Genomic DNA, 26,925 nt, shown 5'->3' on the forward strand with positions numbered 1-26,925 from the left:
TTTGATCTGTGAGATTCCATAGGACATCGCATGAAGCAATCGCTAATAACGCTTGTGACCGCATGATTATGGGTTTTGCATTGACCTTCATTAGCTAGCTTTTTTATTGCTTAAACGAATTTATTATAGAAAGGACTGAATTAGGATGCGGTGTCATCAACCATTGAAAAGATTAAATCTTTTTTCAATATTTATTTTAGTTTTGATGATTAGTACGCAAACACTCATCCAAGTATCTGCTCAAGATGAGGAAGTAGCAAGGTTAGTTGAGCCTTCCTATTCTGAAATCATTGATCAATGGAATGCGGAATACAGCATGGGTCCTAGCGATTATAACGAATCTTTCCTATTGGCTGACCAAAATGAAAGTTCAACTGCCGAACTGGTAAGTGCAGAAGAAACGAATGGTTATCAAAATTCAGTCGTTCATATGAAAGACGGAAGTCAATCGATCATAGAGTTAGAAGTGCCAGAAACGGGTCTCTATCAACTTGCTTTTGATTATTATCGTTTAAATGACGGCTTAATAGAACCAGAGTTTTCAATAAAAGTTAATGGGGAATATCCTTATTATGAAAGTCGACGGGTGATTGCCAAAAGTTTATGGACAAACGCTACCGATACTTTTCCAGTAAATGACTATGGTCATGAAATGATTCCTGAGCAAATTGCTTTGGCCCAATGGAATAGTAGTTTTATGTATGATCCAAATTTTGAACAAGCTGATCCCTTATTAGTTCAATTGAATGAAGGAAATAATACGCTCGAAATAACGCACCAAGCAGGTGAGTTTTTGATGGGGCAAGTCACTGTTCAAACACCTAAACCACTCATGAATTATGCTTCTTACATAAGTCAATGGGATAATCAAGAGGGCGAGCGTTTAATTGAGATTGAAGCAGAAAAACCTGCCTCCAAATCCGATTCATATATCCGTCCGATTGCCCAAAAAACAATTTCTGTTCATCCCTATGACCCTACCAGCAATCTATTAAATACCTTTGGTGGTAATTCATGGCAGCGTGGTGGACAACGTGTGACTTGGGATATCAAAGTAGAAGAAGCTGGCTTATATCAATTAACTTTAAAAAGCTTGCAAAATACCAAGCAAAAAGCACCTGTTTTTAGACATATTTATTTAAATGGGGAAATTCCTTTTGCTGAAATGAAGCATTATCGTCTGACTCCAAGTGACAGTTGGGTTAATCAAACTTTAGCGGATGATAATGGGGAACCGTATTTATTTTATTTAAATGAAGGTACGAATCAATTGACTTTAGAAGTTGATATTTCCTTATTAACCCCAATTGTTGAAAGTTTAACACAGATGATGCAAGAAATTAATCAGTTAGGACTTCAATTGAACCAATTGACCGGTAATCGAATCGATTCGAATCGTGATTGGGAAATTATGGATTATATGCCAAACCTGATGGAACAATTCGATGGATGGATTAGTCAATTGGAAGCTGATTATGATTTGTTAGCGCAGCTGTATGATCAAGATGTGACCCCGCCTGATCAAGTATCGCTACAAGTGATTATCGACCGTTTAAAAACCTTAAAAGAAGATCCAAATGATTTGCCTAATAACTTAGGTGAATTATCCCAAGGAACAGGGTCTGTCACTCAAGCAATGGGGAATTTGGTAGTCGAATTACAAAAGGGCCCATTACAATTAGACCAAATTTTTGTTCATCAAACCGATGCTAAATTACCTGCTGCGAATGCTTCTTGGACGGACGTGGCTGTGAGTAAAGCACAAGAATTTTACTATTCATTTACTCAGCCCAATATGGATATTACCGATGTTGAAGAAGGAACAATCGAAGTTTGGGTAGGGCGGTCGCAACAATATGTTGAGATTATGCAAGCTATGGTTGACCGTGAATTTACTGAAGAAACAGGGATTAAAGTGAAATTATCAGTTATGCCGAATGAGTCTAAAATTATTTTAGCCAATTCAGCCAATCAACAACCAGACGTTGCTTTAGGTGTTAGTGTGGGTCAGCCGTTTGAATTAGCCATTCGAGGCGCTGCTTTGAGCTTAAATCAATTTGATGATTTTGAAGAAGTTTCAACCCGTTTTTCAGAAGGGGCATTCCTGCCTTTAATGCTCGATGATCAAGCCTACGGTTTACCAGAAACACAAGACTTCTATGTTCTCTTCTATCGTGAAGATATTATGAATGAGTTAGGTTTACCTGTCCCTGATACTTGGCAAGATGTGGTCAATATTTTACCTGAGTTACAAAGAGCGGGGATGAATTTCTACATACCTTTATCGAGTACGGCTGGATCAAAACCATTTATGTTTACGGCACCATTTATTTATCAATTTGGTGGAGAAATTTATGCTGAAGATGGTATGTCAACCGCTATTGATTCTGAGGAAGCTTTAGCAGGTATTAAATTTATGACGGATTTATATACCTTATATAGTATTCCATTACAAGTACCGAATTTTTACAATTCTTTCCGATATGGAGAATTACCGATTGGTATTTCAAACTTCCAAACCTATGTCCAATTAACATCGGCTGCACCTGAAATAAGAAATTCATGGAAGTTGGCCTTGTATCCAGGCGTCGAACAAGATGATGGCACTATTAATCGTCAATCAACAGGATCCGCACAAACGGCAATGATTTTCAGTAAAACAGATTATCCAGATGAAAGCTGGGAGTTCTTAAAATGGTGGACGAGTGCCGATGTGCAAATTGCCTTTGCTTCTGAAATACAAACAGCCTACGGTCCAGAGTTTATGTGGCATACGGCCAACTTGGAGGCTTTTAGTCAACTGCCCTGGCCTGAATCAGACAAAGATATTATTTTAGAGCAATGGTCTCAGTTAAAAGAAGTACCAAAAATTCCAGGCTCTTATATGATTGAACGTGAAATCTCTAATGTTTGGACCGATATTGTTTTCTATGGCGCTAATATTCGTGCGACAGTCGACGATAGTATTATTTATGCCGATCGTGAAGTAAGGAAAAAGATGACCGAGTTTGGTTACATAGAAGATAATCAAGTAGTTAAACCATATAAAATACCAACAGTCGAAACTGTTGAAAGTTGGGGGGATTAATATGGCAGCAACGGCTCTTTCAAAAAATCAAAAGACAGCATGGGGTTTTCTATTACCTTATCTATTGTTATTTGGGGTATTTATTATTGTCCCGGTATTAATAGCAATGTTACTGTCATTTTTCTATTTTGATGCCATCCAATTTCCAACCTGGGCGGGTATTAGTAACTACATTACCTTATTAACTCAAGATGAAGTTTTTATGCAGTATGTTTTACCTAATACTTTACGCTTTGCGATTGTGGTAGGCCCTGGAGGCTATGTTATATCCTTTTTAGTGGCATGGATGTTAGCTCAAATTCCAAAAGGACCACGAAATATTTTAGCCCTGATTATGTATTCACCATCGATGACCGCTGGTGTGGCTATGACGGTTTTGTGGACCATTATCTTTAGTGGTGATGCATCCGGTTATTTAAACAGTGTTTTGATGCGTTTTAATGTCATTCAACAGCCCATTCAATTTTTACAATCGCCTGATTATTTAATGAATATCATGATTATCGTTTCACTATGGTCTAGTATGGGGGTTGGTTTCTTAGCTATGTTATCAGGGATTTTAAATATTAATCCTGAGCTTTATGAAGCAGCCTACATCGATGGTTTGAGTAATAGATTCCAAGAAATTGTTTATATTACGGTACCAGCGATGAGACCTCAAATGTTATTCGGGGCAGTAATGGCGGTCGTAAATGCCTTCCAATCCGGTTATATTGGGGTCGCATTATCCGGATCTAACCCAACGCCTCAATATGCAGGTCAATTAATGGTCAACCATATTGAAGACTACGGTTTTATCCGTTATGAGATGGGCTATGCGGCAGGGATATCTGTCCTATTACTGTTGTTAATTTATGGATTCTCACGTGTTGCTAATAAACTCTTTGGACCAGACTAGAAAGGGGGAGTAAAAATGGCATCTTTTCAAGGGATGAAAATTAATCCAAAACGATATCACAGAAGTCAATTAAAGTTTTATGCCGTCTTAATTCCGCTAGCAATCTTTATGGGCTTACCGATTGTTTATATTTTCAATCATGCCTTTAAGCCAATCGACGAACTATTTGCTTTTCCACCAACCTTTATTGTTCAAAATCCAACTTGGCAAAACTTTAAAAATTTGTTTTCAAGTGCGAATTCTAACTCAACGCCGATGCTGCGATATTTATTTAACAGTATTGTGGTGTGTTCGGTCGTTGTAGTGTTGACGGTTATTATTGGTACGATGGCAGGCTATGCTTTATCCAAAAAAGAATTCCGTGGTAAATATGTGATCAATGAAATCAATACTGTTTCGTTAATGTTTGTGGCAACCGCTGTTGCTATTCCGCGTTATTTAGTGATTGAAAACTTAGGGATTATTAATACTTTTTGGGCGCATATTTTACCTGCCTTAGCATTACCTGTCGGACTCTTTTTGATTAAGCAAAATATTGATCAAATACCTGATGAAGTCATCGAGGCAGCGGTTGTCGATGGGGCAGGAGATTTAACGATTTACTTTAGAATTATTTTACCGATGTTAAAACCGGCCATTGCGACCGTCGCAATTTTAGCTTTCCAAGCTACTTGGAACAATGTGGAAGTTAGTGATTTATATATAAATAACGAAGAATTAAAAACTTTTGCATTTTATATGAGTACTTTATCTTCACAGCAAGGTAATACGGTTGCCGGGCAAGGTATGAGTGCGGCAGCTGCTTTAATTATGTTTATTCCGAATTTAGTCATCTTTATCTTCATGCAAAAACAAGTGATGGATACAATGGCTCATTCTGGAATTAAGTAGAGGAGGAATTGTCATGAAGAAACAATCTCCTTGGACAATACGGCTTATGTTCGTATTGACAACACTGATGATATTTCTGGCTCAATCTAGTGTAAATTTGGTCCAAGCCCAGTCAACGTCAAAAACCTACTCATATTCAGCTGATGGACAACTGATTCAAGTTCAAGATGCTTATGCGCCGGTGGATGTAATTACACATGAAGAATTGATGTTACCTGAAGACTTAGTCATTGCCAATGACTTGTTGTATATTGTTGATTCAAGAGCACGGCAAGTCTTTGTTTTAGAAAAAGATGGAACGATGGTCCAACAATTCGGGCAAGAAGTCTTAATGACGCCGACTGGACTTGCGTTAGACCAAGAAAACAATGTTTATGTTGCGGATGGGGTAGCGCAAAAGGTTTTTAAATTCAATCCGAATGGCGAATTAGTCCAAGAATTTGAACGCCCAACCAGTCCCTTATTCGGAGCCAAAACACCTTTTAGTCCCGTTAAACTTTATGTGGATGTGCGAGGTAATTTGTACATTGTTGGGGAAGGTTCGACCAATGGTTTGATTCAATTAAATGCCGAAGGCGAATTTCTAGGTTTCTTTGGTGCCAATGCGGTTGAAGCTGGTTTCATTCAAACCCTAAGAGATATTTTCTTAACGGATGCGATGAATGCGCGCGTCTTTAGTAACTTACCACCGGCGCCAACAAACATCACGATGGATGCCGAAGGAGCAGTCTATACGGTTACTTCTGCTTTGAATAATGAAAGTGTCAAGAAATTAAATATCGCTGGCGAAAACATGATTGATAATACCTTCAATCCGACAAATCCCATTGATGTCACCGTGGGACCGCAAAACAGATTTTATGTGTTAACTTCCCAAGGAACGATTAGTGAATTTACTCGTTACGGGAATCTGCTTTTTTCTTTTGGTAGTCAGGATACAACGACCCAACGTTTGGGGATATTTATTCGACCATCAGCGATTGAAGTGGATGAAGATGGAATTTTATATGTTCTAGATGCAGAAGGTGGCGTTGTTCAACGTTTTTCGGCGACAGCTTTTGCTCGTGAAATTCATGCTGGTTTAGCTCTTTATGAAGATGGCCGTTACATTGAAAGTTCTTCATTTTGGCAAGAAGTGTTGAATTTGAATCCTTCCTATGTTTTAGCCCGAAATGGGATGGGGGATGCTTTATACAAAGAACAGCGTTACGAAGAAGCGCTTGAGCAATATGAATTAGGTAAAGCTTATGGCGGTTATTCCCAATCATTTTGGGAAATAAGGAATCAATGGTTGCAACAATATGCGCTCATTATCGTCGCTATTCTCATCGCTTTCTTTGTTTTAAGAGCCATCTATCGTCGATTTATCAAAAAAGAAGAAAAAGTGACGCAGCAAGATAAGATTGAAGAGGCGGCTTCTAGTTATGATTTCTTGAACCCAGAACCGCAATCGAATCTGAAGATGGATCTTAAATCGATTCGTTACGTCATCACTAAACCAGTCGATGTCTTTTATGAAATTACGATTAAACGAATTGGATCTATTCCAACTGCAATGGTGATTTATGCCGCTCTTATCGGAATCTTTGTTCTGTATAACTACTTTACAGGCTTCTTGTTTAATCTAGAATTAACCGAGTCGATGAATATTTTATTCATTATATTCTTGTTAATTGCTGCTGTTGTACTTTTTGTTTCGATGAACTATTTAGTTAGTACGATTACTGATGGGGAAGGAACGATTAAAGAATTAACGATCGGGACTGCCTACGCGTTTTCACCATTTTTAATCGGTGGGATTCCATTGATTATTATGTCGAATATATTTACTTATAATGAAGCCTTTGTTTACGAACTTTTCTTGAGTATTTTAGTGGTATATACACTCTTTTTACTCTTTATGATGGTTAAGGAAATCCATGATTTTACTTTTTGGGAAACTGTTCGTAATATCGTGGTGACTTTGTTCTTAATCTTTATTTTCTTAGTTGTCGTTTATGTTATTTACTTGTTGTTGACACAAATTTATGAATTTGTTGATTCCATTATTCGGGAGGTGAGTCTACGTGTTTAATCAAAAGACAAATAAATATTGGCGTATGCTCATGCTGGTTGGCCTAACGAGCCAATGGATGTTTACGCCACTTTCGAATATCTTTGCGCAAGAAGAACTGGATGATGTTGAGATAGAAGAGATTATTACAGAAGAAGACATTGAAGAAAATGTCGACAGTGGACTTATCGATACCGATGAAAGTAAAATCACACAATTCAATGATCGTTTAGATGGCTTTGACTTAATGGCAGAAAATGATCAGTTTCAATTGTATGTTGAACCAACTTCTCTAGCGATTAAAGTCATTAATACGGCTGATAGTTATACCTGGTCTTCTACGCTGGACGACATGGATAATGAGCGCTTGAATGCGACTTGGCAAGCCTTTGTTGCATCAGCGATTACGGCTGAAATTATTACTGCAGATAATAAAACAGCCACAGAGAATATTTTATCTGAGGGAACAACGATTGATTTAGTCCAAATGGATGATGGTTTTCAAGCCGATATTGTTTTACCATCAGAATTAGCCTTGCGCCTAGTTGTTTCTTTAACAGACCAAGGGATATCCGTAGACGTTCCAGTGGCTCATATTGTGGAAAATGAGAATGCCCGTTTAATGCAGCTAACCATTTATCCTTTCCTAGGGGCAACCAAGGAAGCCTCAGTTCCAGGCTATATTTTTGTTCCTGATGGATCAGGCGCCTTAATTAATTATCAAAATGATAATTTAATGCGTTCGCCTTACGTATCTTCGGTTTATGGACAAGATGCTGGGATTCGGGTTAATCGCTTAAGCCCAGAAATTAAAGTTGTAGAACGTGTGCATATGCCGGTCTTTGGAGCCGTTCACGGACATGGTCAACATGCCATGTTGGGAATTATTAACGATGGTGATACTTATGCTCAAATTGAAGCGCAGGTAGCAGGTTTAGCGACCGATTTTAACTGGGTGACCAGTAATTTCATTTACCGTCACAGTTACCAGCAACCTACCAATAGTAGTGGGTCGCAAACTGTAAACTTGTTTACGAACCCTATGAATCGTTTCAATGTTAATCTGGAGTATCATTTCCTAAGTGAAGAGGATGCATCTTACGTTGGCATGGCACTTGATTATCAGCAGTATTTAGTTGAAAAAGGGGTTTTAAGTCCTCTTGAAAATCCTGCTAATATGATGCGATTGGAGTTTTTAGGAGGAGAAACCGAACAGGGCCTCATTTTTGACTCCTACATCACGATGACAACCATTAGCCAAATGCGTGATATTTTAAATAAATATCTCGAGCAAGACATGAAGGAATTGGAAGTTGTTTACCGTGGCTGGAACATTGGCGGGATGTCGCAAAATCTTCCGAATAAATTTCCTGTAGCCAACCAAATAGGTTCTGTGGCGGAATTGGAAGAATTGCAAGCTGACTTAAGTCAACATGGAATTGACATTAGTTTCTATGCCGACTATGTGTCAGCTACCACCGTAGCTGCTGGCGTTAATGCGAACAATTATGCCCAGCAAGTGAATTCACAAGATATTGAAATTCTCAAAGAGGAACTTCCTGTTAATTTGATGTTACCCAATGGTAGTTACGAATTGGCTATGAGAGATGTAGCCCAATACCAAGATTCACATATTCATCATCTTGCGATTGATCGCTTAGGGCAAGAACTTTTTGCGACCTTTAATCCTGGAAATCAGTTTACACGTGAAGTCACGAAACGTTTGCATCAAGCATTAGTTGCTGATTTAAGTTCAGCTATGGGGAACAAATTAAATTTTTATGATGCGAATGCTTATGTATGGGAATGGACTGATAGTATTTATGATATTTCCATGAAACATTCCAATTATACTTATTTTTCAGATGTTGTTCCGTTTATGCAAATTGTCTTAAAAGGCTATGTAAACTATTATGCACCATTTGCCAATTTCTCCGCTGATCAAACGCAAAATTTATTGCAAAATATTGAATATGGAGCTCTTCCTTCGTTTATCTTAACTCAGGAAAATCCAATTCTCTTGATTGATACGCCGTCTAGTGACTTATATACAACTCAAGCCGATGGCTGGCATGAAAACATCGTTCACTATTATCAACAATATTTGCCGGTATATGAAGCTACGCGTGCAGCAACCATCACTAGCCGTGAGTTGTTAGCGAATGGAGTAGTTGAAGTAGGCTATTCAAATGGCGTTAACATTGTCATTAACTATACCAATGAAGCTTTTACAAATGATTCATTTGAGGTTGCTGCTATGGATTATTTAATTTTGGAAGGAGTTGAATAAAGTGAAAAAGAAACTAAACTGGATCACCAATCTCAAAGGTTACTTATTTGTTTCACCTTGGATTATTGGATTTTTAATCTTGACCCTTTTTCCTTTAGGCTATTCTATCTATTTGAGTTTCCAATCCGTGCGGATTACCTCGACGGGGATTCAAACGCAGCCAGTGCAATTCCAAAATTTTCAACAAGCTCTAACGGGAGACATTGAATTTATTAACCGCATGGTTAATTTCTTACGAGAGATTTTCATTGCTGTTCCTTTAATTGTTATTCTGGCTTTGATTATCGCTGTATTACTGAATCAACCGATTCGCTTTAAAGGCTTTTTCAGAACATTGTTCTTCTTGCCAGTCATTATTTCCAGTGGGCCAGTCTTGGATAAATTGATTGGATTAGGCATTACGTCCATTCCTTTTGTCGACACAGATCCCTTATATGTCTTTTTGACAACGCAGATGGGAAGTGTGATTGGTAGTGTTATTACTTATATTGTAAATAATATCATTATTCTACTTTGGTTCTCTGGGGTTCAAATTCTGATATTTATTTCAGCTTTACAAAAAGTGGATAAGCAAGTTTACGAAGCCGCCGCCATTGATGGGGCATCAGGTTGGGAAGCGTTTTGGAAAATCACTTTGCCAAGCCTGTATCCGATGATTTTAGTTAATATCATCTACACAACAGTGATGTATTCCGTCTCTGGCTTAAATCAAGTGATTGATCATATTCAAGCGAATATGTTCCAAATTGAGACAGGCTTTGGTTATTCCTCTGCTTTATCATGGCTGTATTTCTTAATGATTATTGTTATTTTATTAGTTTTTGTTGGTGTGCTGTGGTTCTTTAGTCGCAAGAGTAGTACGAGATAGGAGGGGAAATAATGGATTCAACGAAAAGAAGACGTGTTATGCCCCTTTCAAGTCGACCAAAGAAAAATAAAGGGCAGTCACGCATCCACAAAATGTTGTTTGGAAGTAATCAAAATGTTGGTTTCTTTCGCCGTTTCTTAACCTATACTTTGTTAATTGCGATTGGATTTTGTTTTATTTTACCGTTACTTTATATGATTTCTACCAGTTTTAAAAATATGGGAGACTTGATTAATAGTTCGGTAAATTGGATTCCAACAGAGTTTTATACAGAAAACATTCGAAAAGCTTATGAAGTATTAGATTATGTCGCTACTTTAGGTCAAACGATCATTGTAGCTGTGTTACCGTCGATTGCCCAAACTCTAGTCGCTGCTTTAGTAGGCTATGGTTTTGGACGCTATCGTTTTCCAGGGCATAAGCTATTGTTAGGCTTGGTCTTAGCAACTTTCTTGGTACCTTCACAAGTTACGGTTATTCCTACCTATATTTTATTTAATCGTTTAGGTATTTTGGGTAGTATTTTAGCTTATCTAATTCCAGCGGGCTTAGGCCAAGGGATTAATAGCGCGATATTTATTTTGATTTTCTATCAGAACTTTAAAAATATTCCAACATCCTTGATTGAAGCGGCACGATTGGATGGGGCGAATGAGTTTACGGTATTTACACGAGTTGCGGTTCCAATGGCCGCGTCAGCCTTTATCATTTCGTTCTTGTTCTCGCTTGTTTGGTATTGGAATGAGACTTACTTGGCTTCGATCTATTTTGGGGATTCCTTAACGACCTTGCAGTTAGAATTGCAACGCTTTGTGTCTTCCTACAATAGCATGTTCCCAGCCGGACAAAATGTCGATGGCTTAGGTGGAATTAACGAGGCAATTGAATTAGCAGCAACCTTACTATCAATCATTCCATTACTCATTATTTACTTTATTGCGCAAAGATGGTTTGTTGATAGTATTGATAAATCCGGTATTACGGGTGAGTAGTATTGTATTAAAATGTTATAAAAAGATTTTAAAGGAGATAATTATGCCGAAAACTGTAGAAGAAATACTTCAATTAGAAGCTCGCGCGAGCTTTGATTATTTTTGGAAGGAAGCTAATACAGACCCAAATAGCAAAGGATATGGTCTAGTTCGAGATGGAAGTGGTAAACATAATCGTCAAATGGCGAGTATTGCAGCGGTTGGTTTTGCTTTAAGTAGTTATCCGATTGCCATTGAGCGCGGTTGGATTACGAAAGAAGAAGGGCTGCAACGTGCACAAGGTACATTAGAAACTTTCTGGAATCATGCAGAACATTATAAAGGTTTCTTTTATCACTTTTTAGATATGGAAACAGCTGAGAAGAATTTACCTTTTTATGACTGTCCATCCATTATCGATACGGCATTGTTTTTAAATGGTGCTATCGTAGCGGCATCTTATTTTGGTGGTGAGTGTGCTACATTATTCGATCAGATTTATGAGCGCATTGATTGGAATGTCTATTATGATGAGCCACACAACTTATACTTTATGGGTATTCAAGAAGATAAGGGTGGTTTTGGACACTGGGGGAACTATTCGGAACAATTAATGACCTATATTTTAGGTGTTGCATCACCGACACATCCTGTACCAGTTGAAATTTATGACGGTTTTGACCGTTTAGATGCTGAATACAGTGATTACAAATTTATCTCAGCAGTTAATAATCCTTTGTTTACTCACCAATTCTCACATGCTTGGTTTAATTTCCAAGGCATTAAAGACAAAAATGGTGTAGATTGGCATGAAAATTCCGTTAATGCGACCTTAGCTCAACGTCAATATGCAGTCGATAATCCAAATGGCTTCAAGACCTATCATGAGAATTCATGGGGCTGGACAGCTTGTGATGGGCCAAATGGTTACCGTGCTTACGGTGCGCCACCTTACGTAACCGGTCATGAGATTGAGTTCTTTAATGATGGTACGATTGCACCATGTGCAGCATTAGGTTCATTAGTATTTACGCCTGAAGAAACAAAAAAAGCCGTTGAATACTTCTATAACGAAGTGCCAGGTTTATGGGGCGAATATGGATTCTTAGATGCCTATAATTGGGAAGAAGATGAAATTTGGATTGCAGAGCGTGATATCGGGATTGATAAAGGAATTGGCTTGTTAATGATTGAAAATTACGAAACAGGTTTAATTTGGGATTTATACATGCAACATCCAGTTGTCCAACGCGGTGCTGAGATGCTTGGTTTTGTTAAAGATTAAGTATCTTAAAGCTTGCGTTAATGATATTATTTACTTAGGAATATAGAGGAGTGACGATTACGTGGTTAATATCAAAGACATTGCTAAAGCTGCTGGCGTTTCTATTTCAACTGTGTCATACGCCCTAAATGGTGTTGATAAGGTCAATGAGAAAACACGTCAAAGAATTATAAAAATTGCAGATGAAATGAATTATATACCCAATCGTGCTGCTCGAACTTTAAAGACAAAAGCAACTGATGTCGTCGCTATTTATTTGGCCGACTTTGGGGGAAACTTCTATGGTCGTTTACTGGATGCTTTGAAGATTTCACTTGAAAAATATCACTATGAAATGATCGTTTGTACAGGAATAAAGTCACATCGCTTTATTCCTGAGCAAATGGTCGATGCAGCTGTAATATTAGACTGGAAGTTTTCAACAGAAGATATTTTGAAATACACTAAAATGGGACGCAAGTTTGTAGTACTTGATCGAGAGATTGAATCTGATCGAGTAGGGCAAGTTTTAGTGGATAATTACAGTGGGGTAGAGCAGGTCCTAACCCGCTTGACGAATACGCCATCGGAAAAAATCTACATTATTAGCGGTCCCGATAATTCATTTGATAATTCGCAACGCTTGAATCATACGATTGAATGGCTGGACGAACATGAACACGACTATGAAATTATTCCAGGGAAATTCACGGAACTTTCCGGTTATTATGCCGGAAAAACCTTGCATGAAAAATACACTGGCGAACCTCTTAAAGTGATTTCCTTTAACGATGAGATGGCCGTTGGTGTTTACCGTTATTTATTGAATACCGATTTAAAAGTCGGTCAGGATATTCTGATCGCCGGTTTTGATAATTCGGAACTCGGACAAATCGTGACCCCACGTCTAACCAGTGTCGGTTATGAAATTGAACTCTGGAGCGACATGATCAGCGACATGCTACATGACATGCTCAAAAACAAACCTGCCAAAAAACTTTGGCTACCCGTCCACCTAACAGAAGGCGGATCTCTTGGAACCCCTAAATAAATATCTCTGCTAAAACTCTTTTAGAAGTGTTGCGAACCGCAGCGCTTTTGAAGAGTTTTTTTTGCGTTGCCAAACGGGTTACCCTAAATTGGATTTAGTTCCCTGCGTTTGCCAAACGGGTTACCCTAAATTTGATTTAGTTCCCTGTGTTTGCCAAGCGGGTTACAGTAAATTGTGTTGAGTTCCTTACGTTTGCCAAACGGGTTACCTTCAAATGGATTTAGTTCCCTGCGTTTGCCAAACGGGTTACCCTAAATTGTGTTGAGTTCCTTACGTTTGCCAAACGCGTTACCCTAAATTGGATTTAGTTCCTTGCGTTTGGCAAACGGGTTACCCTAAATTGGATTTAGTTCCCTGTGTTTGCTAAACGGGTTACCTTCAAATGGATTTAGTTCCCTGCGTTTGCCAAGCGCATTACAGTAAATTGTGTTGAGTTCCTTGCGTTTGCCAAACGGGTTACCCTAAATTGGATTTAGTTCCCTGTGTTTTCCAAACGCGTTACCCTAAATTGGATTTAGTTCCCTGCGTTTGCCAAGCGCATTACAGTAAATTGTGTTGAGTTCCTTGCGTTTGCCAAACGCGTTACCCTAAATTGGATTTAGTTCCTTGCGTTTGCCAAACGCGTTACCCTAAATTGGATTTAGTTCCCTGTGTTTGCTAAACGGGTTACCCTAAATTGGATTTAGTACCCTGCGTTTGACAAACGGGTTACCCTAAATTGGATTTAGTTCCCTGCGTTTTGTATTTATTTGTAAAAAAGTATTGCTTAATCATCGAAGCTATTTTAAGAGTATTAAAAGCTCAGAGAAGCTCGATTAATAAAAAGTAAAGTTTATCTTTAAAACTCAAATTTTTATTGCAAAGAACTAAAAACACGCAAATTTTTGCAGAAAATAAAATTATTTTATTTCGACAGTTAATGAAATCTTGATTAAATATTATTGTGAAGGTATCACAAACTTCGCTAATAAATACTTACTTACCATCAGATTTTTTCGAAATAAAATGAATGCGCTATCACTTTCAACCAGAAAATATAATATTATTTATTTCAAAAACAATAAAAATAAAAATTAATGACTTCATAAATATTGATTCAGTTTTGTAATAGAAAAAAACAAATAAATGAAAGCGTTTGATATGTTTATCTAATGTGTTATTATTTAGGTTCAATAACGTTCACGTGAACCGTTGCTTGTTTTAAATGGATTGATGATGACAACGAAAAGTTGGGACTTTATGGTCCCAACTTTATCTAAAAATTACCAAGTGATTCTATTAGATATGTTGGATCAAGGACAAACACAAGCTGCAACATTCGTATATACACAAGCAGATCAAGTAGATTTAATTACAAAATTTTTAGATTTAAAATCAGTTCATGTTATGGGGATTTCTTATGGTGGGGAAGTGGCTATTCAGTTAGCTGTCAGTGCAGGTTCTTATATTAATAAGTTGTTTCTGGCCAATACATGTCCCTATACCAATGCTTGGCTAAAAGATATTGGTCATAGTTGGATTGAGGCGATGCATAGTCCACCGGCATTTTATTTAGCAACAATCCCTATTATTTATTCGCCCATGTTTTACAATGAAAATCAAGAATGGTTTAACAAGCGTAAAGAATTATTATTAACTGTATTTAGTGACGATGGATATTAACAAAGATTGAATCGTTTAATCAATAGTGCTGAAAAATATGATAGTCGAAAAGAACTTCATAAAATTAAGCATGCAACCTATGTGCTGGGAGCCAGTCATGATGTGATTACACCGGTTGATCAACAAAAACAGCTTATTGAAGCAATCCCTCATGCACATTTTTCGGTGATTCAATCTTGTGGTCATGCATCGATGTATGAAAAACCAGCCGAATTTTTAGCTGCTTTAATCGGTTTTTTATCCCTTCCGTCACATTTATCAATTGGATGATTAGGTTTGTTTCCATGACTCGATTTACCTATAATAGAAGAATAAAATCATTTAGGAGAATGAACTATCATGGAATTAATTAATGAACCTTTGTCGGATAAGGGGAAAAAGACGGTTGATGATCTAGTAGAATCAGCACGTCAGCATTTTTATACAAAAGGCTACAATAAAACTAAAATTAAAGATATCACAAGTTCAGCTAATACAAGTATTGGGGCGTTTTATTTATATTTTCAAGATAAGTATTCCTTGTATAAATACATCGTCGAACAATATGGACTTGAAATTCGTGCGAAACTTAAAGAACGTACAGGGAAAGTCAATAACCGACAAGAAGCTGAACGACAAGGTTTGGTTACATTTATTGAACTTGTTCGTGAAAATCCTGATATGTATAATATTTTATGGGAATCAATCTATATAGATAAAGAGATTTTCTTTAACTATTATCATGACTTTGCTAAATCTTACATACGTCAAATTGAACTTGCCAGTGATAAAGGCGAAGTATCAGTTGAAAACCCTGAAGTATTAGCTTATATTTTGATTGGCGCTCATACATTTTTAGGGGTTCGCTATGGCATGATGAAAAATGATGAAGATATTGAAGTGGTAGCGGACGAATTTATGCATATTTTAGAAAATGGGATATTTACTAAGTAAAAAAGAAGGGAAGTTTAAGATGGGTCGATTAAAAGATAAAATCGCTTTAGTAACGGGTGGTAGTCAAAGTTTAGGTGGAGAAATGTGTAAACGATTCAAAGAAGAGGGCGCAACCGTTGTTTCGCTTGATTTGATAACACCTACCGGTTTTGAAGCTGATTTTTTTGAATTAAATGTGACCGATGCAGAAAAGGAATTCACGCGTAAAGGGGCTCAAATTAGAACAAACTGTATTGCGCCAGGTTACATTAATACCTCAATTCTTGATACAGTGCCAGAGAAAATCATTCAATCAATGAAAGATTCTAATCCGATGAAACGTTTAGGCGAACCGATTGAAATTGCTAATGCAGCCTTATTCTTAGCCAGTGATGAAGCTTCTTATATTAATGGGCATGTTTTAGCAGTTAATGGAGGCATGAGAATATAATGTCGGAAAAAGTATATATTTTAGCGATTAATCGGACAGCTGTAGGAAGTTTTCTTGGAGCATTATCGGATTTAACCCCCGTTCAATTAGGGTCTCAGTTACTAGAAAAAATGTTGGCCGACCATCCGATCGTAAAAGAAAACGTTGAAGAAGTGATTATCGGTAATGTTTTAAGTGCTGGCCACGGGCAAAACGTTGCGCGTCAAGTTTCGGTTAATGCTGGAATTGCCAATGAAGTGCCTGCTTATGGGGTTAATATGTTGTGCGGAAGTGGTTTAAAGACAATCTATGAAGCCTATACACATATCAAAGCCAGTGAAGCAGATTGTATCATTGCTGGTGGCGTCGAGTCCATGTCACAAGCCAAATTTGTTGCGGCTAACAATCTGCGCAAAGGTCAAAAAATGGGTCATTTCAGTATGAGTGATACGATGTTGACTGATGGTTTAACCGATGCCTTTGAAGGTATTCATATGGGAATTACCGCTGAAAACCTTGCCAATAAATATCAGCTAAGCCGCCAAGAGCAAGATGCTTTTGCTTTTGCTTCGCAAGAAAAAGCACGTCAAGCACAAACTGATGGTAAATTTAAAGATGAGATTATTCCTATTACCGTTAAAACACGTAAAGTGGAAGTCCTTGTTGAAGAAGATGAATATATTAATTATTCCACTACTTTAGAAAAATTGGGTACATTAAGACCTGCTTTTGATCCTGAGGGTAGTGTCACTGCAGGTAATGCTTCTGGCATTAACGATGGGGCAGCTTTTGCTTTCTTAGTGTCAGAAAAGTTTGTTCAAGAACATCAATTAGAACCATTAGTAGAAGTTTTAGGATTTGGTCAAGGCGGTGTCGATCCAAGTATCATGGGGATTGGTCCAGTAAGCGCCATCCGTTCTGTCTTGAAGAAAACAGGCTTAACATTGGATCAAATGTCAGTTATTGAATTAAATGAAGCATTTGCATCACAATCTCTATCCGTTGTAAAACAATTAACAGAGGATTTAGATTTGGATGAAGAAGAGCTATCTCAAAAAATCAATGTGAATGGTGGAGCCATTGCTATCGGACACCCGATCGGTGCTTCCGGAGCACGTATCTCAGCGACATTAGTTCATGAAATGCGACGCCAAGATGAGGCTGAATATGGATTAGCTTCCTTATGTATTGGTGGCGGTATGGGGATTAGTATGGTAGTTAAGAAAGTTTAGGTAATATAAAAAAACTGGACGATTTCAGTCCAGTTTTTTATATTGGGTCTATTTCATTGGCAGCTTCTTTATTTCTATCAAAGCCAAAGAATCGTTTAGCTGTCCCAACACCAGCTTTTTTAGCGGCGTTGCCGACCGTCTTCAAAACTGTTTTACTATTACTTTGAATGATTGACCCCATATAACTAATGGCCAACATAGAAGTACTGCGTTTCAAACTTTGTTGATTCAACCTATGATAACTACTTAAATAATTTTGTGTAATTAAACCAACGCGTAAGGTTAAGAATGCATTCACAGAACCTTCCATCATCGAACTGACAACAAGATTTGCTATTGGAACCATACCAGGGATGGCTGATGCGATACTTTCACCTAAAATGGAAGCAATTAATGGCTCCATTTGTGTTTCAATTAAATCGGTATCTTCTAAAGTTCTGGCCATAAACATAATACTTCCAACTTGGGCATATAATTTAATTAAGCTCGCTAGTGAAGGGCGCGTACCATAAATATTGGCTAATTGCCAAATCATTCGGATATTTGAAAAGATAACCATCAAACTATCAAGGGATCCATTTTGTGAAATGGCTGTACTTAGGAAAATGGCATTGGCATTTTCTTTAATTAATGGCAGTGATAATTCATTTAAACTCGTAAAGCTTTCTTCAATTTGCTCTTCAATATTTGGATGATTTGTATCAAAGTTAATCTGTGAATTTGCTTGTAACTGTTCAGCCAGTTGTTGTAAATACTCTTGGTATTCTTCTTGTGAATGATTTTCAGCTAATTCAATCGTTAGAGGCTTGCTAAATAACAAACGACCAAGTTTATAACCAACATAGGCAAGAACGCCTAGAAGGATGCTGAGTACAACCACTGCAAAAAGGGGATGGATTGTTTCTAAAAGCTGATACAGTAAAATAAATTGATTAAACAGGAAAATCGTAAAAATAATGCCAAAAATAACACTGAGCCACAATAAAATACGCTGCAAGTCTTTCCACCAACTATTCATGAAATAATCCCTCCTAATAAATATCATTATAGTCGTTTTTGTATCGCTCAGCATCGGTCATGAGACTGATATTTATTTAAATAAAAATATCCAGCTACATAAAGCAGCTGGATGAAAGAGTATTTATATGTCAGTAAGATCTTAGTAGACGATTATTCTACACTTTCTACTTCTTCTTCAACACTTTCTAAAGCTGGATCTTCAACAGATTCGATGACTTCTTCAGTTGCTGGATCAGCGACTTCTTCAGCAGGTGCAGAAGGGTCAACAACATCGTCACCTGAAGCAGCAAACACTTCGGCAGTGAACGCATCTACCCAAACTTCAGCGTTGCGGTTACCAAACATTTCGTCTGATTCTTCGTGGACTTGAATCATCCAATATGGGTTTGTGTGTTCGTCTTGGTTGTATACTAAGTCCCATTCAACGGCTTCACCGTAACCAACATGGTCAATAGCTGCTTGATTGATTTCATCAAAGCTTAAAGCTTGTTCGATATCGAATGTTTCATTTGCTAAACGTTCAGTAGCATCTTCTGAATCAAGTTCGTTAATATCACCTTCAATAAGGTCGCCTGTTTCATAATAAGCTACTTCATATTCTGTTTTTTCATCTAAAGCAAAAATACGAATTTCATAGTGAACTTCTTCTTCATCTTCTGTTGTTGCTGTTGCTTCATCAACATCAGATTCTAGGTTGTCGACTTCATCTTCGAGATCAGACTCAACGCTCTCTAAGTCACCTTCAACTTCAACACTTTCTTCAACGTTGGCTGGGTCTTCAACAACTTCAGTTGTTTCAGCATCGTCTACTTCGTCTGTGTTGTCGTCACCGTTAAATAGTTCGGTGAACTGAGTCCATAAATCTTCACTCATTTCAGAAATGTGAATTCGACTAATTTGCGCATCCGGATAAGTTTCGCGGAAATTATTTAAGGCAGTTTCAAATGCTGTTTGTTCCGCAGTAGCTTCTGTTGTAGTTTCTTCTGTTTCTGTTTCAGTAGATTCGGATTCAGTTGATTCTTCTTCGGATTCGGTAGCGTCTCTTTCTTCAGTTGTTTCAGTTTCTTCTGAAACTAATTCAGATGTTTCTTCCGATTCAGTTTCTTCTTGAGCAACAACAAATTGAGCAGCTAATAATGAAGTCATTAGCATGGCGCTTGTTCCAATTGTCAATAATTTCTTAATAGATTTCTTCATTATAATCTCTCCTAAAATTTTTTTAATTGAACGATAAAGAAATCAAACACTCTTTATATCCATAAATTGATTATAACAAATATAATTAAATTTACTAATAAAACGCTTTAAAAAGACAATAAAATATTATAATAGAAAAATCCCCTTAAAAAATAGTGATATTTATTAAGGGGGTTTTAAAATAATAATTTTAAATAAATACAATTTGAACTAAAAACATATATAAGATTGTTGACACAGCAATGGTTAACATTGTGTTTCTTCTCCACACATGAAGAAAAATTAAGACGACAGAAGCGATTATTTCAGGTAATCCATATGGATAAGGAAAAATAATCGTATCTTTAAAAGAATAGACTACTAAGAGTCCAATAACGGCAGCTGGTAAGGTGTGGCTTAAATATTGAATAAATTTTGGTGGTGTTTTATGGGGTGGGAAAATAATAAAAGCTAAAAATCGGGTTAAGACGGTTCCGGCCATAATTATGAGGATGGTCAAAATCAATTGAGTATTAGACATGGGATTGCTCCTTTAAGAAATATTCTGCTGCAAAAATAATTAGGATCATGATCATAGATGGAATCATAAAATTGCTTGCCCCAAAAATGGCTAAACATAAAAGTGGCGCCAATAGGCCTATTAATGAAGCGCCATGATCAGTTGTATTTAGCCAACGTTCGACAAAAATACTCAGAAAAAGAGCAGTTAAAACAAATTCAATTCCTTTTGTGTTAAATGAAATAAAGCTCCCCAGAAAAGCGCCAATGGCTGTTGCTAAAACCCAATAGAAATGGTCGAGCCAAGAAACATGGAAATATGCCCAAGCTGGATTGATATTTTCTGGAATTCGCATAGAAACATTCAAAGAAAAAGTTTCATCACTCAATGTAAAAATACTGTACCATTTTTGCCAACCCATTTGATGGTATTGACGTAAAAGAGCGATGGAGTAAAAAATATGTCTAGCATTGACCATTAAGGTCAAAACAAAAGCAGCGATCGGATCAAAAGAGGCTGCTAATAAAGGTATGGCCGCATACTGCATCGATCCCGCATATACAAAAATACTCATAAAGATAGGAATCCAAATATCAAAACCTTGTGAAGTAACTAAAAATCCATATGCAATCCCTAAAAATAAATATCCGGTCATAATCGGGATCGTCATCGGAAATACAAATTTAAAAGCTTCTTTCAATTAAATACCACCTTTAAAAATAATTATATTCTCATAATTTTAATGTTGTTTTGAAAATAAGTCAATTCGTTTTCAGAAAAAATGCGGTATAGCTATGAAATTTGTATAAGAACAATTTTTATCTGTGTTTGTGAAAAGTGTAATCTGTTTTATTGAAAATGCAATGTTGCTTAAAAATGTATACTATGATAAAGTTAGTGTACTGAAACACATCGAGGAATCTGTATTATTGTTTGGAGTAAAATAGGGGGAGGTAGGTGGAAACAAATGATCCAATTTAAGAATGTTAGTAAAATATATAAATTAGAAAAAAGTAATAAAGAACTACATGCCTTGAAAAATATTAGTTTTACGATAAATGAACAAGAAGTTTTTGGCGTTATCGGACAATCAGGGGCAGGAAAATCGACACTTTTGCGAATGATCAATCAACTTGAAGTAGCAGATCAAGGTAGTGTGATTGTAGATGGGGTTGATATGTGTCAAGTGAATGCCAATGATTTACGCTATTATCGCAAAGATATCGGCATGATATTTCAGCAATTTAATCTGCTTTCGAATTTAACCGTAGAAGAAAATATTTTATTGCCATTGAAATTGCACCATTATGATGAATTTTTAGATTTGAATGAAATCTTACGTTTTGTCGGCTTAGAAGATAAACGACATAGTTATCCAGCTCATTTATCTGGCGGACAAAAACAAAGAGTCGGAATCGCTCGTGCCTTGATTATTAAACCAAAAATATTACTGTGTGATGAGCCTACTTCTGCCTTGGACGAACAAACGACAAGTGAGATTGTTGATGTTTTACGTAGAGCTAACAAAAAATATAATATAACAACGGTTATCGTCACGCATGAGTTAAATGTAGTTAAAGCATTATGCCAGCGTGTGGCTATCATGGAAGAGGGACAGTTGATTGATTTATTAACGATTACACCAAGTGATTCGGTCTTAAAATCCCAGACTTATAGAGAGCGTGCGATGGAGGTATTAGCTGATGAATCGTGAAGCTTTAAGTTTATATTTTGAACGCCTAGCCGAGTTTGGCCCTACTTTAGTAGAAAGTCTTTGGGAAACTGCTATCATGCTCGGATTTGCGTCGATTGCCGCAATTATTATTGGTTTACCAATGGGAACGCTTTTGTATTTAACTGCAAGAGGGCGTATTTTGGAAAATAAGTGGATGTATCAAACAGCGAATATTATTGTCAATATTATCCGTTCATTTCCCTTTTTATTGTTAGTTATTGCCCTGCAACCTTTAGTGCGCATGTTATATGGAAGAGCAACAGGAAATCCAGTTGCAGCATCTTTTCCAATGATGGTTATTGCAGTAGCCTTATATGCTCGTTCCGTTGAACAATCTCTGAGTGAAGTACCCAAAGGGGTTGTTGAAACAGGACGTGCGATGGGAGCTTCCTTGCTACAATTAGTGACTAAGTTTGTGTATGTGGAAGCTAGAAGCTCTTTAATTATAGGATTCACAACTTCATTTGTTAGTTTTATCTCTTACTCAACCATTATGGGGGTTGTTGGAGGAGGCGGGATAGGTCAGTTTGCTATTCGATACGGCTACCAACGTTTCGAAGATGATATAATGTATACAGCAATTGTTGTCATTATTATTTTAGTTCAAATTGTACAGTGGTTCGGTTTGAAAACAGCCGATTCATTAGATAAACGATAAACAGGAAGGATAGATTGATAAAATGATGAAAAAATTATTTATTTCAGGATTAGCCTTATTATTAGGAGTTAACGCAACAACCATCGTGACAGCTCAAGACGAAAATGTTTTACGCGTTGCGTCACACTTACCACCAATGACGGATGTTGTTGAAATTGCTGGTGAAGCAATCGTTGACCCATATTCAGTTGAATTAGTAGAAGTAACCGATAATATTCAATATAATGAAGCACTCTTAAATGATGAAGTTATCGCAAGCTTTGCTCAACACGAACCTTTTATGGAAGTATTCAACCAAGAACGTGACGGCGACTTAGTTGCTGTACAACCAATTTATAACGCTGTTGTAGGGTTCTATTCACCGACTTATGACAGTATCGATGAAATTGAAGAAGGCGCAGAAGTAGCGATTCCTTCAGATTCTACCAACGAAGCACGTGCCCTATTGATTTTACAAGATCAAGGTTTACTAACTTTAGATGAAGAAGCAGGTTTCTTTGCAACAGTTGAAGATATCACTGATAACCCATTAAACTTAGAATTTGAGCATATCGATTTATTAAACTTAACCGCAGCTTATGAAGATGGTTATGATTTAGTTTTCAACTATCCAACTTACATTGCCAGTATTGATTTAACTCCTGCTGACGCCATTTTCTTAGAAGACCAAGAAGACAATACTTTCGCTATCCAATTAGTGGTACGTGAAGGTAACGTTGATTCAGATGAAATTAAAGCACTTATCGAAGCGTTCACTTCACAAGAAGTCTATGATTTCTTAGCTGAACTAGAAAAAGACGGCCACCTAAGACCAGCTTTTGAAGTAGAAGAAACAGAAGAAGCTGAAGAATCAGAAGAATCAGCTGAATAAAACAAATAAATATCCCTGCAAAAAACTAACATAACAACCACCACCTTATTTTGGTAGATAGGGTGGCTTTTTTGTGCTGTTAAGAGGTTATTGTGTTTTATATAGGGGATGATGACGGGGGAAGAAAGTAGGTGGTGACTTGGAATGATATTAAAAGGCTTTAATGACGATGAAGGCCATAAAATTGTGTAAAAACCATGAATAGACGAGGCTAAAGTTTTAAACTTGTTTTAGTAACGAAGTCATTTTTGGTATTCGAGGAGGAAACGATTAGCTATTTAATGCTGAGCGGATGGTTCGCGTTCGTTTGAAAAGTTGATTTCATCCGAGCGGCTGGTGTGCGGTCGTTTGAAAAGTTGGTTTCATCCGAGCGGCTGGTGTGCGGTCGTATGAAAAGTTGATTTCATCCGAGCAGTTGGTTCGCGCTCGTATGAAAAGGTAGTTTCATCCGAGCGGTTCGTGTGCGCTCGTTTGAAAAGATGGTTTCATCCGAGCGGTTGGTTCGCGCTCGTTTGAAAACTTAGTTTCATCCGAGCGGTTTATGCCTGCTTGTTTATATGTATATGTCAATTGAAAATTGTCCAACATTGCAATTAAAAACTGTTCACTTAGACTTCTTCTTTGGAAATTTTTTTATCCATGAACTCGTCGCGAAAACGAGTGCCACTTTGGGAACTCGTCGAGAGAAAGATTGGATACATACTGCATATGATAGCTCAATCAATTTACACAATTTCTGGGACTTACTTTTAATGTCAGTGAACAATGCTTTTGAGTGACATTTAAAGTGTTTTTAATGTAGGTGAACTGACCTATTGAGTGACATTAAGACTGTTTATTGTCTGTGAACCGACCCTTGAAGTGACAAAACAGTTCTATTTTCTGGCTGCTGTAAAGTTATTCCCAAAATGATAGCAATAAAAAAACAGAAACCACTAACTCATAAATGAAAAGTGGTTTCTGTTTTTAGCTGGCTGAGAGCAATGTCCCCAAACCTAATGAAATTATTCAGTGATATTTAATGCGTCTTTAACGGCATCGATGATAGCGTTAGATGTAATGCTTGCACCAGATACTGTATCAACTTCTACTGAGTTTGCTTCGATGATAGCTGGAATAACTTCTTCAAAGGCTGGATCAGAGATACCTTTTGTTTCAGAGTGGCTAAGAACATTAATTTCTGTAATAACTCCACCTTCAACAACGACTTCTAATTCTAATGGACCATTGTGTCCCTTTGCAGTACCATTATGAGTTCCATCTTCGAATGAGGCAGCTTCGTTATTAGTATCGCCTTCAGCTTGTGCTAAAGCAGCATTCACAGCATCAATAATTGCTTGTGAGGATACAGATGCGCCAGAAACGATGTCTACGTCAGTTGAATTGTTTTCAACGATAGCAGCTGGAACTTCTTCGATTGCTGGATCAGAAATACCTTCTGTTTCTGAATGATTTAGAACATTCACTTCAGTAATAGCGCCATCTGTAATGGTTACTTCAACTTCTAATGTATCATTATGTCCCTCTGCTTCAGCAGTATATGTCCCATCTTGCCAAACTACTTCAGTAGCTTCTTCTTCAGTTGACTCTTCTTCAGTAGTGTTTTGAGCATCAGCATCAAGGAATGTTAAATCTTCTTGAGTTATTTCTGGTAAATTTAATGCGTTATTTACTGCATTAATGATACCTAAGGATGAGTAACTTGCTCCAGAAACGGCTGCTACATCTGTTGTGTTATTTTCAACAATAGTAGCTGGAATTTCGTTTCGAGCAGGATCTGAAATACCGTCTGTTTCAGCATGTTCTAAGATTGTAACTTCATTTAACTTACCATCTTTAACGATTACTTCAACGCGGATTGGACCGCCAAAACCTTCTGCTTCACCTAAATAAGTACCATCTTCATAGACTAAGTGTGGTTCTGTACTTGTTTGAACTAAAATACCTAAAGCATTTTTAGTTGCGTTGATGACACCTTGTGATGTTAAACTTGCTCCAGAAACGACTTCTACATCAGTTGTATTATTTTCAACGATAGCAGTTGTAACTTCCTCAATAGCTTGCACACCAAGGTCTTCTGATTCATTATGGTTCAATACTTCAACATCTGCGATAGTGCCATTTTCAACTGTTACTTCTACTTCAATTAAACCGTGACGACCTTCGGCTTCACCAGTATAGCTACCATCAGCAAAAACATAACCAACGATTGCAGAAGAAGAATTAGGAACTTCAACGACTGTGAGGTCTGAACTGCTTGTAGTTTTTGAATCTTCAGATGTAACACTTGCATCGCTACTTAAAGCATTATTTACTGCATCGATAATAGCTTGTGAAGATACAGTTGCACCTGAAACTATTTCAACATCAGTCGAATTAGCTTCAACGATTGCTGCTGGAACTTCTTCGATAGCAGGGTCTGAAATACCTTGAGTTTCTTCATGCTCAACAACTTGGACATCTGTAATTGCACCATCGGCAACCGTTACTTCAACAGTTAGAGGAGCGTTATGTCCTTCAGCTTCACCTGTATAAGTACCATCTTCGTAAGTTGCAGCATCTGTTTCTTTTGAATCTTCTTCAGTTGTAGAAGCATCAGCATTTAAGGCATTATTAACGGCATTAACGATTGCTTCAGATGTAACAGATGCTCCTGATACAAAATCAACATCGGTTGAATTAGCTTCAACAATCGCTGCTGGAATTTCTTCGATAGCAGGATCTGAAATACCTTCAGTTTCTTGATGGTCAACAACTTGAACATCAGAAATCGCACCATCAGTGACAGTCACTTCAACTGTTAGAGGAGCATTATGTCCCTCAGCTTCACCATTGTAAGTACCATCTTCAAAAGTAACAGCTTGAGTTTCTTCATCTGGTTCCTCAGTAGATTCTTCAGTTACTACTGTGGTTGTTTCACTAGCATCACCACTTAAAGCATTATTAACAGCTGTGATGATTGCTTTAGAACTTACGGTTGCGCCTGAGATACTATCGATATCAGTAGAGTTATTATCGATAATAGCTTGTGGAATTTGATCAATTGCAGGATCTGCAATTGCCTCAGATTCAACATGTTCTAATAAGTTAACCGCAGAAATTGCACCATTTTCTACAACAACTTCTACTTTAAGTGGACCGTTATGACCATCCGCTTCACCGGTATATGTACCGTCTGTTAATTCACCAGTAGGCATTGTAGCTACTTCTTCATTATTAATAGCTGACCTAAAAGTAACTTGGTCGGTGAAGACGATAACTGTCAATATCCAAATGATAACTGAAACAGCAATTAGTTCTAAAACAAATTTTGTCTTTTTGCCCATTTTTTACTT

General features: G+C 37.3%; 22 protein-coding genes. 17 read left to right on the forward strand and 5 right to left on the reverse strand.

Features of this window, described 5'->3' with window-relative positions:
• Window positions 1-163 precede the first annotated feature (163 nt).
• The 14 genes from ACTQ54_RS01670 (at window position 164) to ACTQ54_RS01735 (ending at window position 17,610) form a co-directional block, all read left to right on the forward strand.
• A complete protein-coding gene (locus ACTQ54_RS01670; protein WP_441754092.1) occupies window positions 164-3,088 on the forward strand; it encodes an extracellular solute-binding protein in 2,925 nt (974 codons plus the stop codon).
• A 1-nt stretch (window position 3,089) separates the two neighbouring features.
• Window positions 3,090-3,986, forward strand: coding sequence for a carbohydrate ABC transporter permease (locus ACTQ54_RS01675; RefSeq protein WP_441754094.1), 897 nt, complete (start codon window positions 3,090-3,092; stop codon window positions 3,984-3,986).
• A gap of 15 nt (window positions 3,987-4,001) precedes the next feature.
• Window positions 4,002-4,877, forward strand: a complete 876-nt coding sequence (locus tag ACTQ54_RS01680) for a carbohydrate ABC transporter permease (RefSeq protein WP_441754096.1) — start codon at window positions 4,002-4,004, stop codon at window positions 4,875-4,877.
• A 13-nt stretch (window positions 4,878-4,890) separates the two neighbouring features.
• The gene (locus tag ACTQ54_RS01685; RefSeq protein ID WP_441754098.1) at window positions 4,891-6,951 is read left to right on the forward strand and encodes a YIP1 family protein; all 2,061 of its coding nucleotides are present in this window, start codon (window positions 4,891-4,893) and stop codon (window positions 6,949-6,951) included.
• A complete protein-coding gene (locus ACTQ54_RS01690; protein WP_441754100.1) occupies window positions 6,944-9,220 on the forward strand; it encodes a DUF5696 domain-containing protein in 2,277 nt (758 codons plus the stop codon). Before ACTQ54_RS01685 ends, ACTQ54_RS01690 begins: the two co-directional genes overlap by 8 nt.
• Window position 9,221: 1 nt before the next feature.
• The gene (locus ACTQ54_RS01695; protein ID WP_441754102.1) at window positions 9,222-10,088 is read left to right on the forward strand and encodes a carbohydrate ABC transporter permease; all 867 of its coding nucleotides are present in this window, start codon (window positions 9,222-9,224) and stop codon (window positions 10,086-10,088) included.
• 11 nt (window positions 10,089-10,099) lie between these two features.
• Window positions 10,100-11,080 carry a carbohydrate ABC transporter permease gene (locus ACTQ54_RS01700; protein ID WP_441754104.1) on the forward strand — a complete coding sequence of 327 codons (981 nt, stop codon included), beginning with the start codon at window positions 10,100-10,102 and terminating at the stop codon, window positions 11,078-11,080.
• A gap of 43 nt (window positions 11,081-11,123) precedes the next feature.
• Window positions 11,124-12,344, forward strand: a complete 1,221-nt coding sequence (locus tag ACTQ54_RS01705) for a glucoamylase family protein (protein ID WP_441754106.1) — start codon at window positions 11,124-11,126, stop codon at window positions 12,342-12,344.
• Window positions 12,345-12,405: 61 nt separating this feature from the next.
• Entirely contained in the window at window positions 12,406-13,374 is a 969-nt protein-coding gene (locus ACTQ54_RS01710; protein ID WP_441754108.1) for a LacI family DNA-binding transcriptional regulator, read from the forward strand.
• Between the two features lie 1,191 nt (window positions 13,375-14,565).
• Window positions 14,566-15,036 carry an alpha/beta fold hydrolase gene (locus tag ACTQ54_RS01715; RefSeq protein WP_441754110.1) on the forward strand — a complete coding sequence of 157 codons (471 nt, stop codon included), beginning with the start codon at window positions 14,566-14,568 and terminating at the stop codon, window positions 15,034-15,036.
• A 6-nt stretch (window positions 15,037-15,042) separates the two neighbouring features.
• Entirely contained in the window at window positions 15,043-15,306 is a 264-nt protein-coding gene (locus ACTQ54_RS01720) for an alpha/beta fold hydrolase (protein ID WP_441754112.1), read from the forward strand.
• Window positions 15,307-15,375: 69 nt separating this feature from the next.
• Window positions 15,376-15,969, forward strand: coding sequence for a TetR/AcrR family transcriptional regulator (locus ACTQ54_RS01725; protein WP_441754114.1), 594 nt, complete (start codon window positions 15,376-15,378; stop codon window positions 15,967-15,969).
• A 19-nt stretch (window positions 15,970-15,988) separates the two neighbouring features.
• Window positions 15,989-16,399, forward strand: coding sequence for an SDR family NAD(P)-dependent oxidoreductase (locus tag ACTQ54_RS01730; RefSeq protein WP_441754116.1), 411 nt, complete (start codon window positions 15,989-15,991; stop codon window positions 16,397-16,399).
• Window positions 16,399-17,610 carry an acetyl-CoA C-acetyltransferase gene (locus tag ACTQ54_RS01735; protein ID WP_441754118.1) on the forward strand — a complete coding sequence of 404 codons (1,212 nt, stop codon included), beginning with the start codon at window positions 16,399-16,401 and terminating at the stop codon, window positions 17,608-17,610. Before ACTQ54_RS01730 ends, ACTQ54_RS01735 begins: the two co-directional genes overlap by 1 nt.
• A gap of 37 nt (window positions 17,611-17,647) precedes the next feature.
• On the opposite strand, the gene ACTQ54_RS01740 is transcribed toward ACTQ54_RS01735, so the two are convergent.
• The 4 genes from ACTQ54_RS01740 to ACTQ54_RS01755 all read right to left on the reverse strand — a co-directional run bounded on the left by ACTQ54_RS01740 (window position 17,648) and on the right by ACTQ54_RS01755 (window position 21,026).
• A complete protein-coding gene (locus ACTQ54_RS01740; protein ID WP_441754120.1) occupies window positions 17,648-18,628 on the reverse strand; it encodes a DUF697 domain-containing protein in 981 nt (326 codons plus the stop codon).
• A gap of 152 nt (window positions 18,629-18,780) precedes the next feature.
• Window positions 18,781-19,827 carry a hypothetical protein gene (locus tag ACTQ54_RS01745; RefSeq protein ID WP_441754122.1) on the reverse strand — a complete coding sequence of 349 codons (1,047 nt, stop codon included), beginning with the start codon at window positions 19,825-19,827 and terminating at the stop codon, window positions 18,781-18,783.
• Between the two features lie 190 nt (window positions 19,828-20,017).
• Complete coding sequence (locus ACTQ54_RS01750; RefSeq protein WP_441754124.1) at window positions 20,018-20,347, reverse strand: branched-chain amino acid transporter permease; 330 nt, start codon at window positions 20,345-20,347, stop codon at window positions 20,018-20,020.
• The gene (locus ACTQ54_RS01755; RefSeq protein WP_441754125.1) at window positions 20,340-21,026 is read right to left on the reverse strand and encodes an AzlC family ABC transporter permease; all 687 of its coding nucleotides are present in this window, start codon (window positions 21,024-21,026) and stop codon (window positions 20,340-20,342) included. Before ACTQ54_RS01755 ends, ACTQ54_RS01750 begins: the two co-directional genes overlap by 8 nt.
• A 267-nt stretch (window positions 21,027-21,293) precedes the next feature.
• Here ACTQ54_RS01755 and ACTQ54_RS01760 point away from each other — a divergent pair, with 267 nt between their 5' ends.
• From ACTQ54_RS01760 to ACTQ54_RS01770, 3 genes are read left to right on the forward strand one after another with little or no spacing between them, the layout of a single operon-like run.
• A complete protein-coding gene (locus ACTQ54_RS01760; protein WP_441754127.1) occupies window positions 21,294-22,040 on the forward strand; it encodes a methionine ABC transporter ATP-binding protein in 747 nt (248 codons plus the stop codon).
• Entirely contained in the window at window positions 22,030-22,719 is a 690-nt protein-coding gene (locus tag ACTQ54_RS01765; RefSeq protein ID WP_441754129.1) for a methionine ABC transporter permease, read from the forward strand. The genes ACTQ54_RS01760 and ACTQ54_RS01765 overlap by 11 nt, the downstream gene beginning before the upstream one ends.
• 22 nt (window positions 22,720-22,741) lie before the next feature.
• Window positions 22,742-23,590 (forward strand): MetQ/NlpA family ABC transporter substrate-binding protein, encoded by an 849-nt coding sequence (locus ACTQ54_RS01770; RefSeq protein ID WP_441754130.1) that lies wholly within the window; start codon window positions 22,742-22,744, stop codon window positions 23,588-23,590.
• Window positions 23,591-24,594: 1,004 nt separating this feature from the next.
• Here the strand turns inward: ACTQ54_RS01770 and ACTQ54_RS01775 are convergent.
• Complete coding sequence (locus ACTQ54_RS01775) at window positions 24,595-26,916, reverse strand: FMN-binding protein (protein WP_441754132.1); 2,322 nt, start codon at window positions 26,914-26,916, stop codon at window positions 24,595-24,597.
• Window positions 26,917-26,925: the final 9 nt, after the last annotated feature.

Origin of the sequence: Fundicoccus sp. Sow4_H7 (assembly GCF_052115865.1) — a bacterium.
Taxonomy (GTDB): domain Bacteria; phylum Bacillota; class Bacilli; order Lactobacillales; family Aerococcaceae; genus Fundicoccus_A.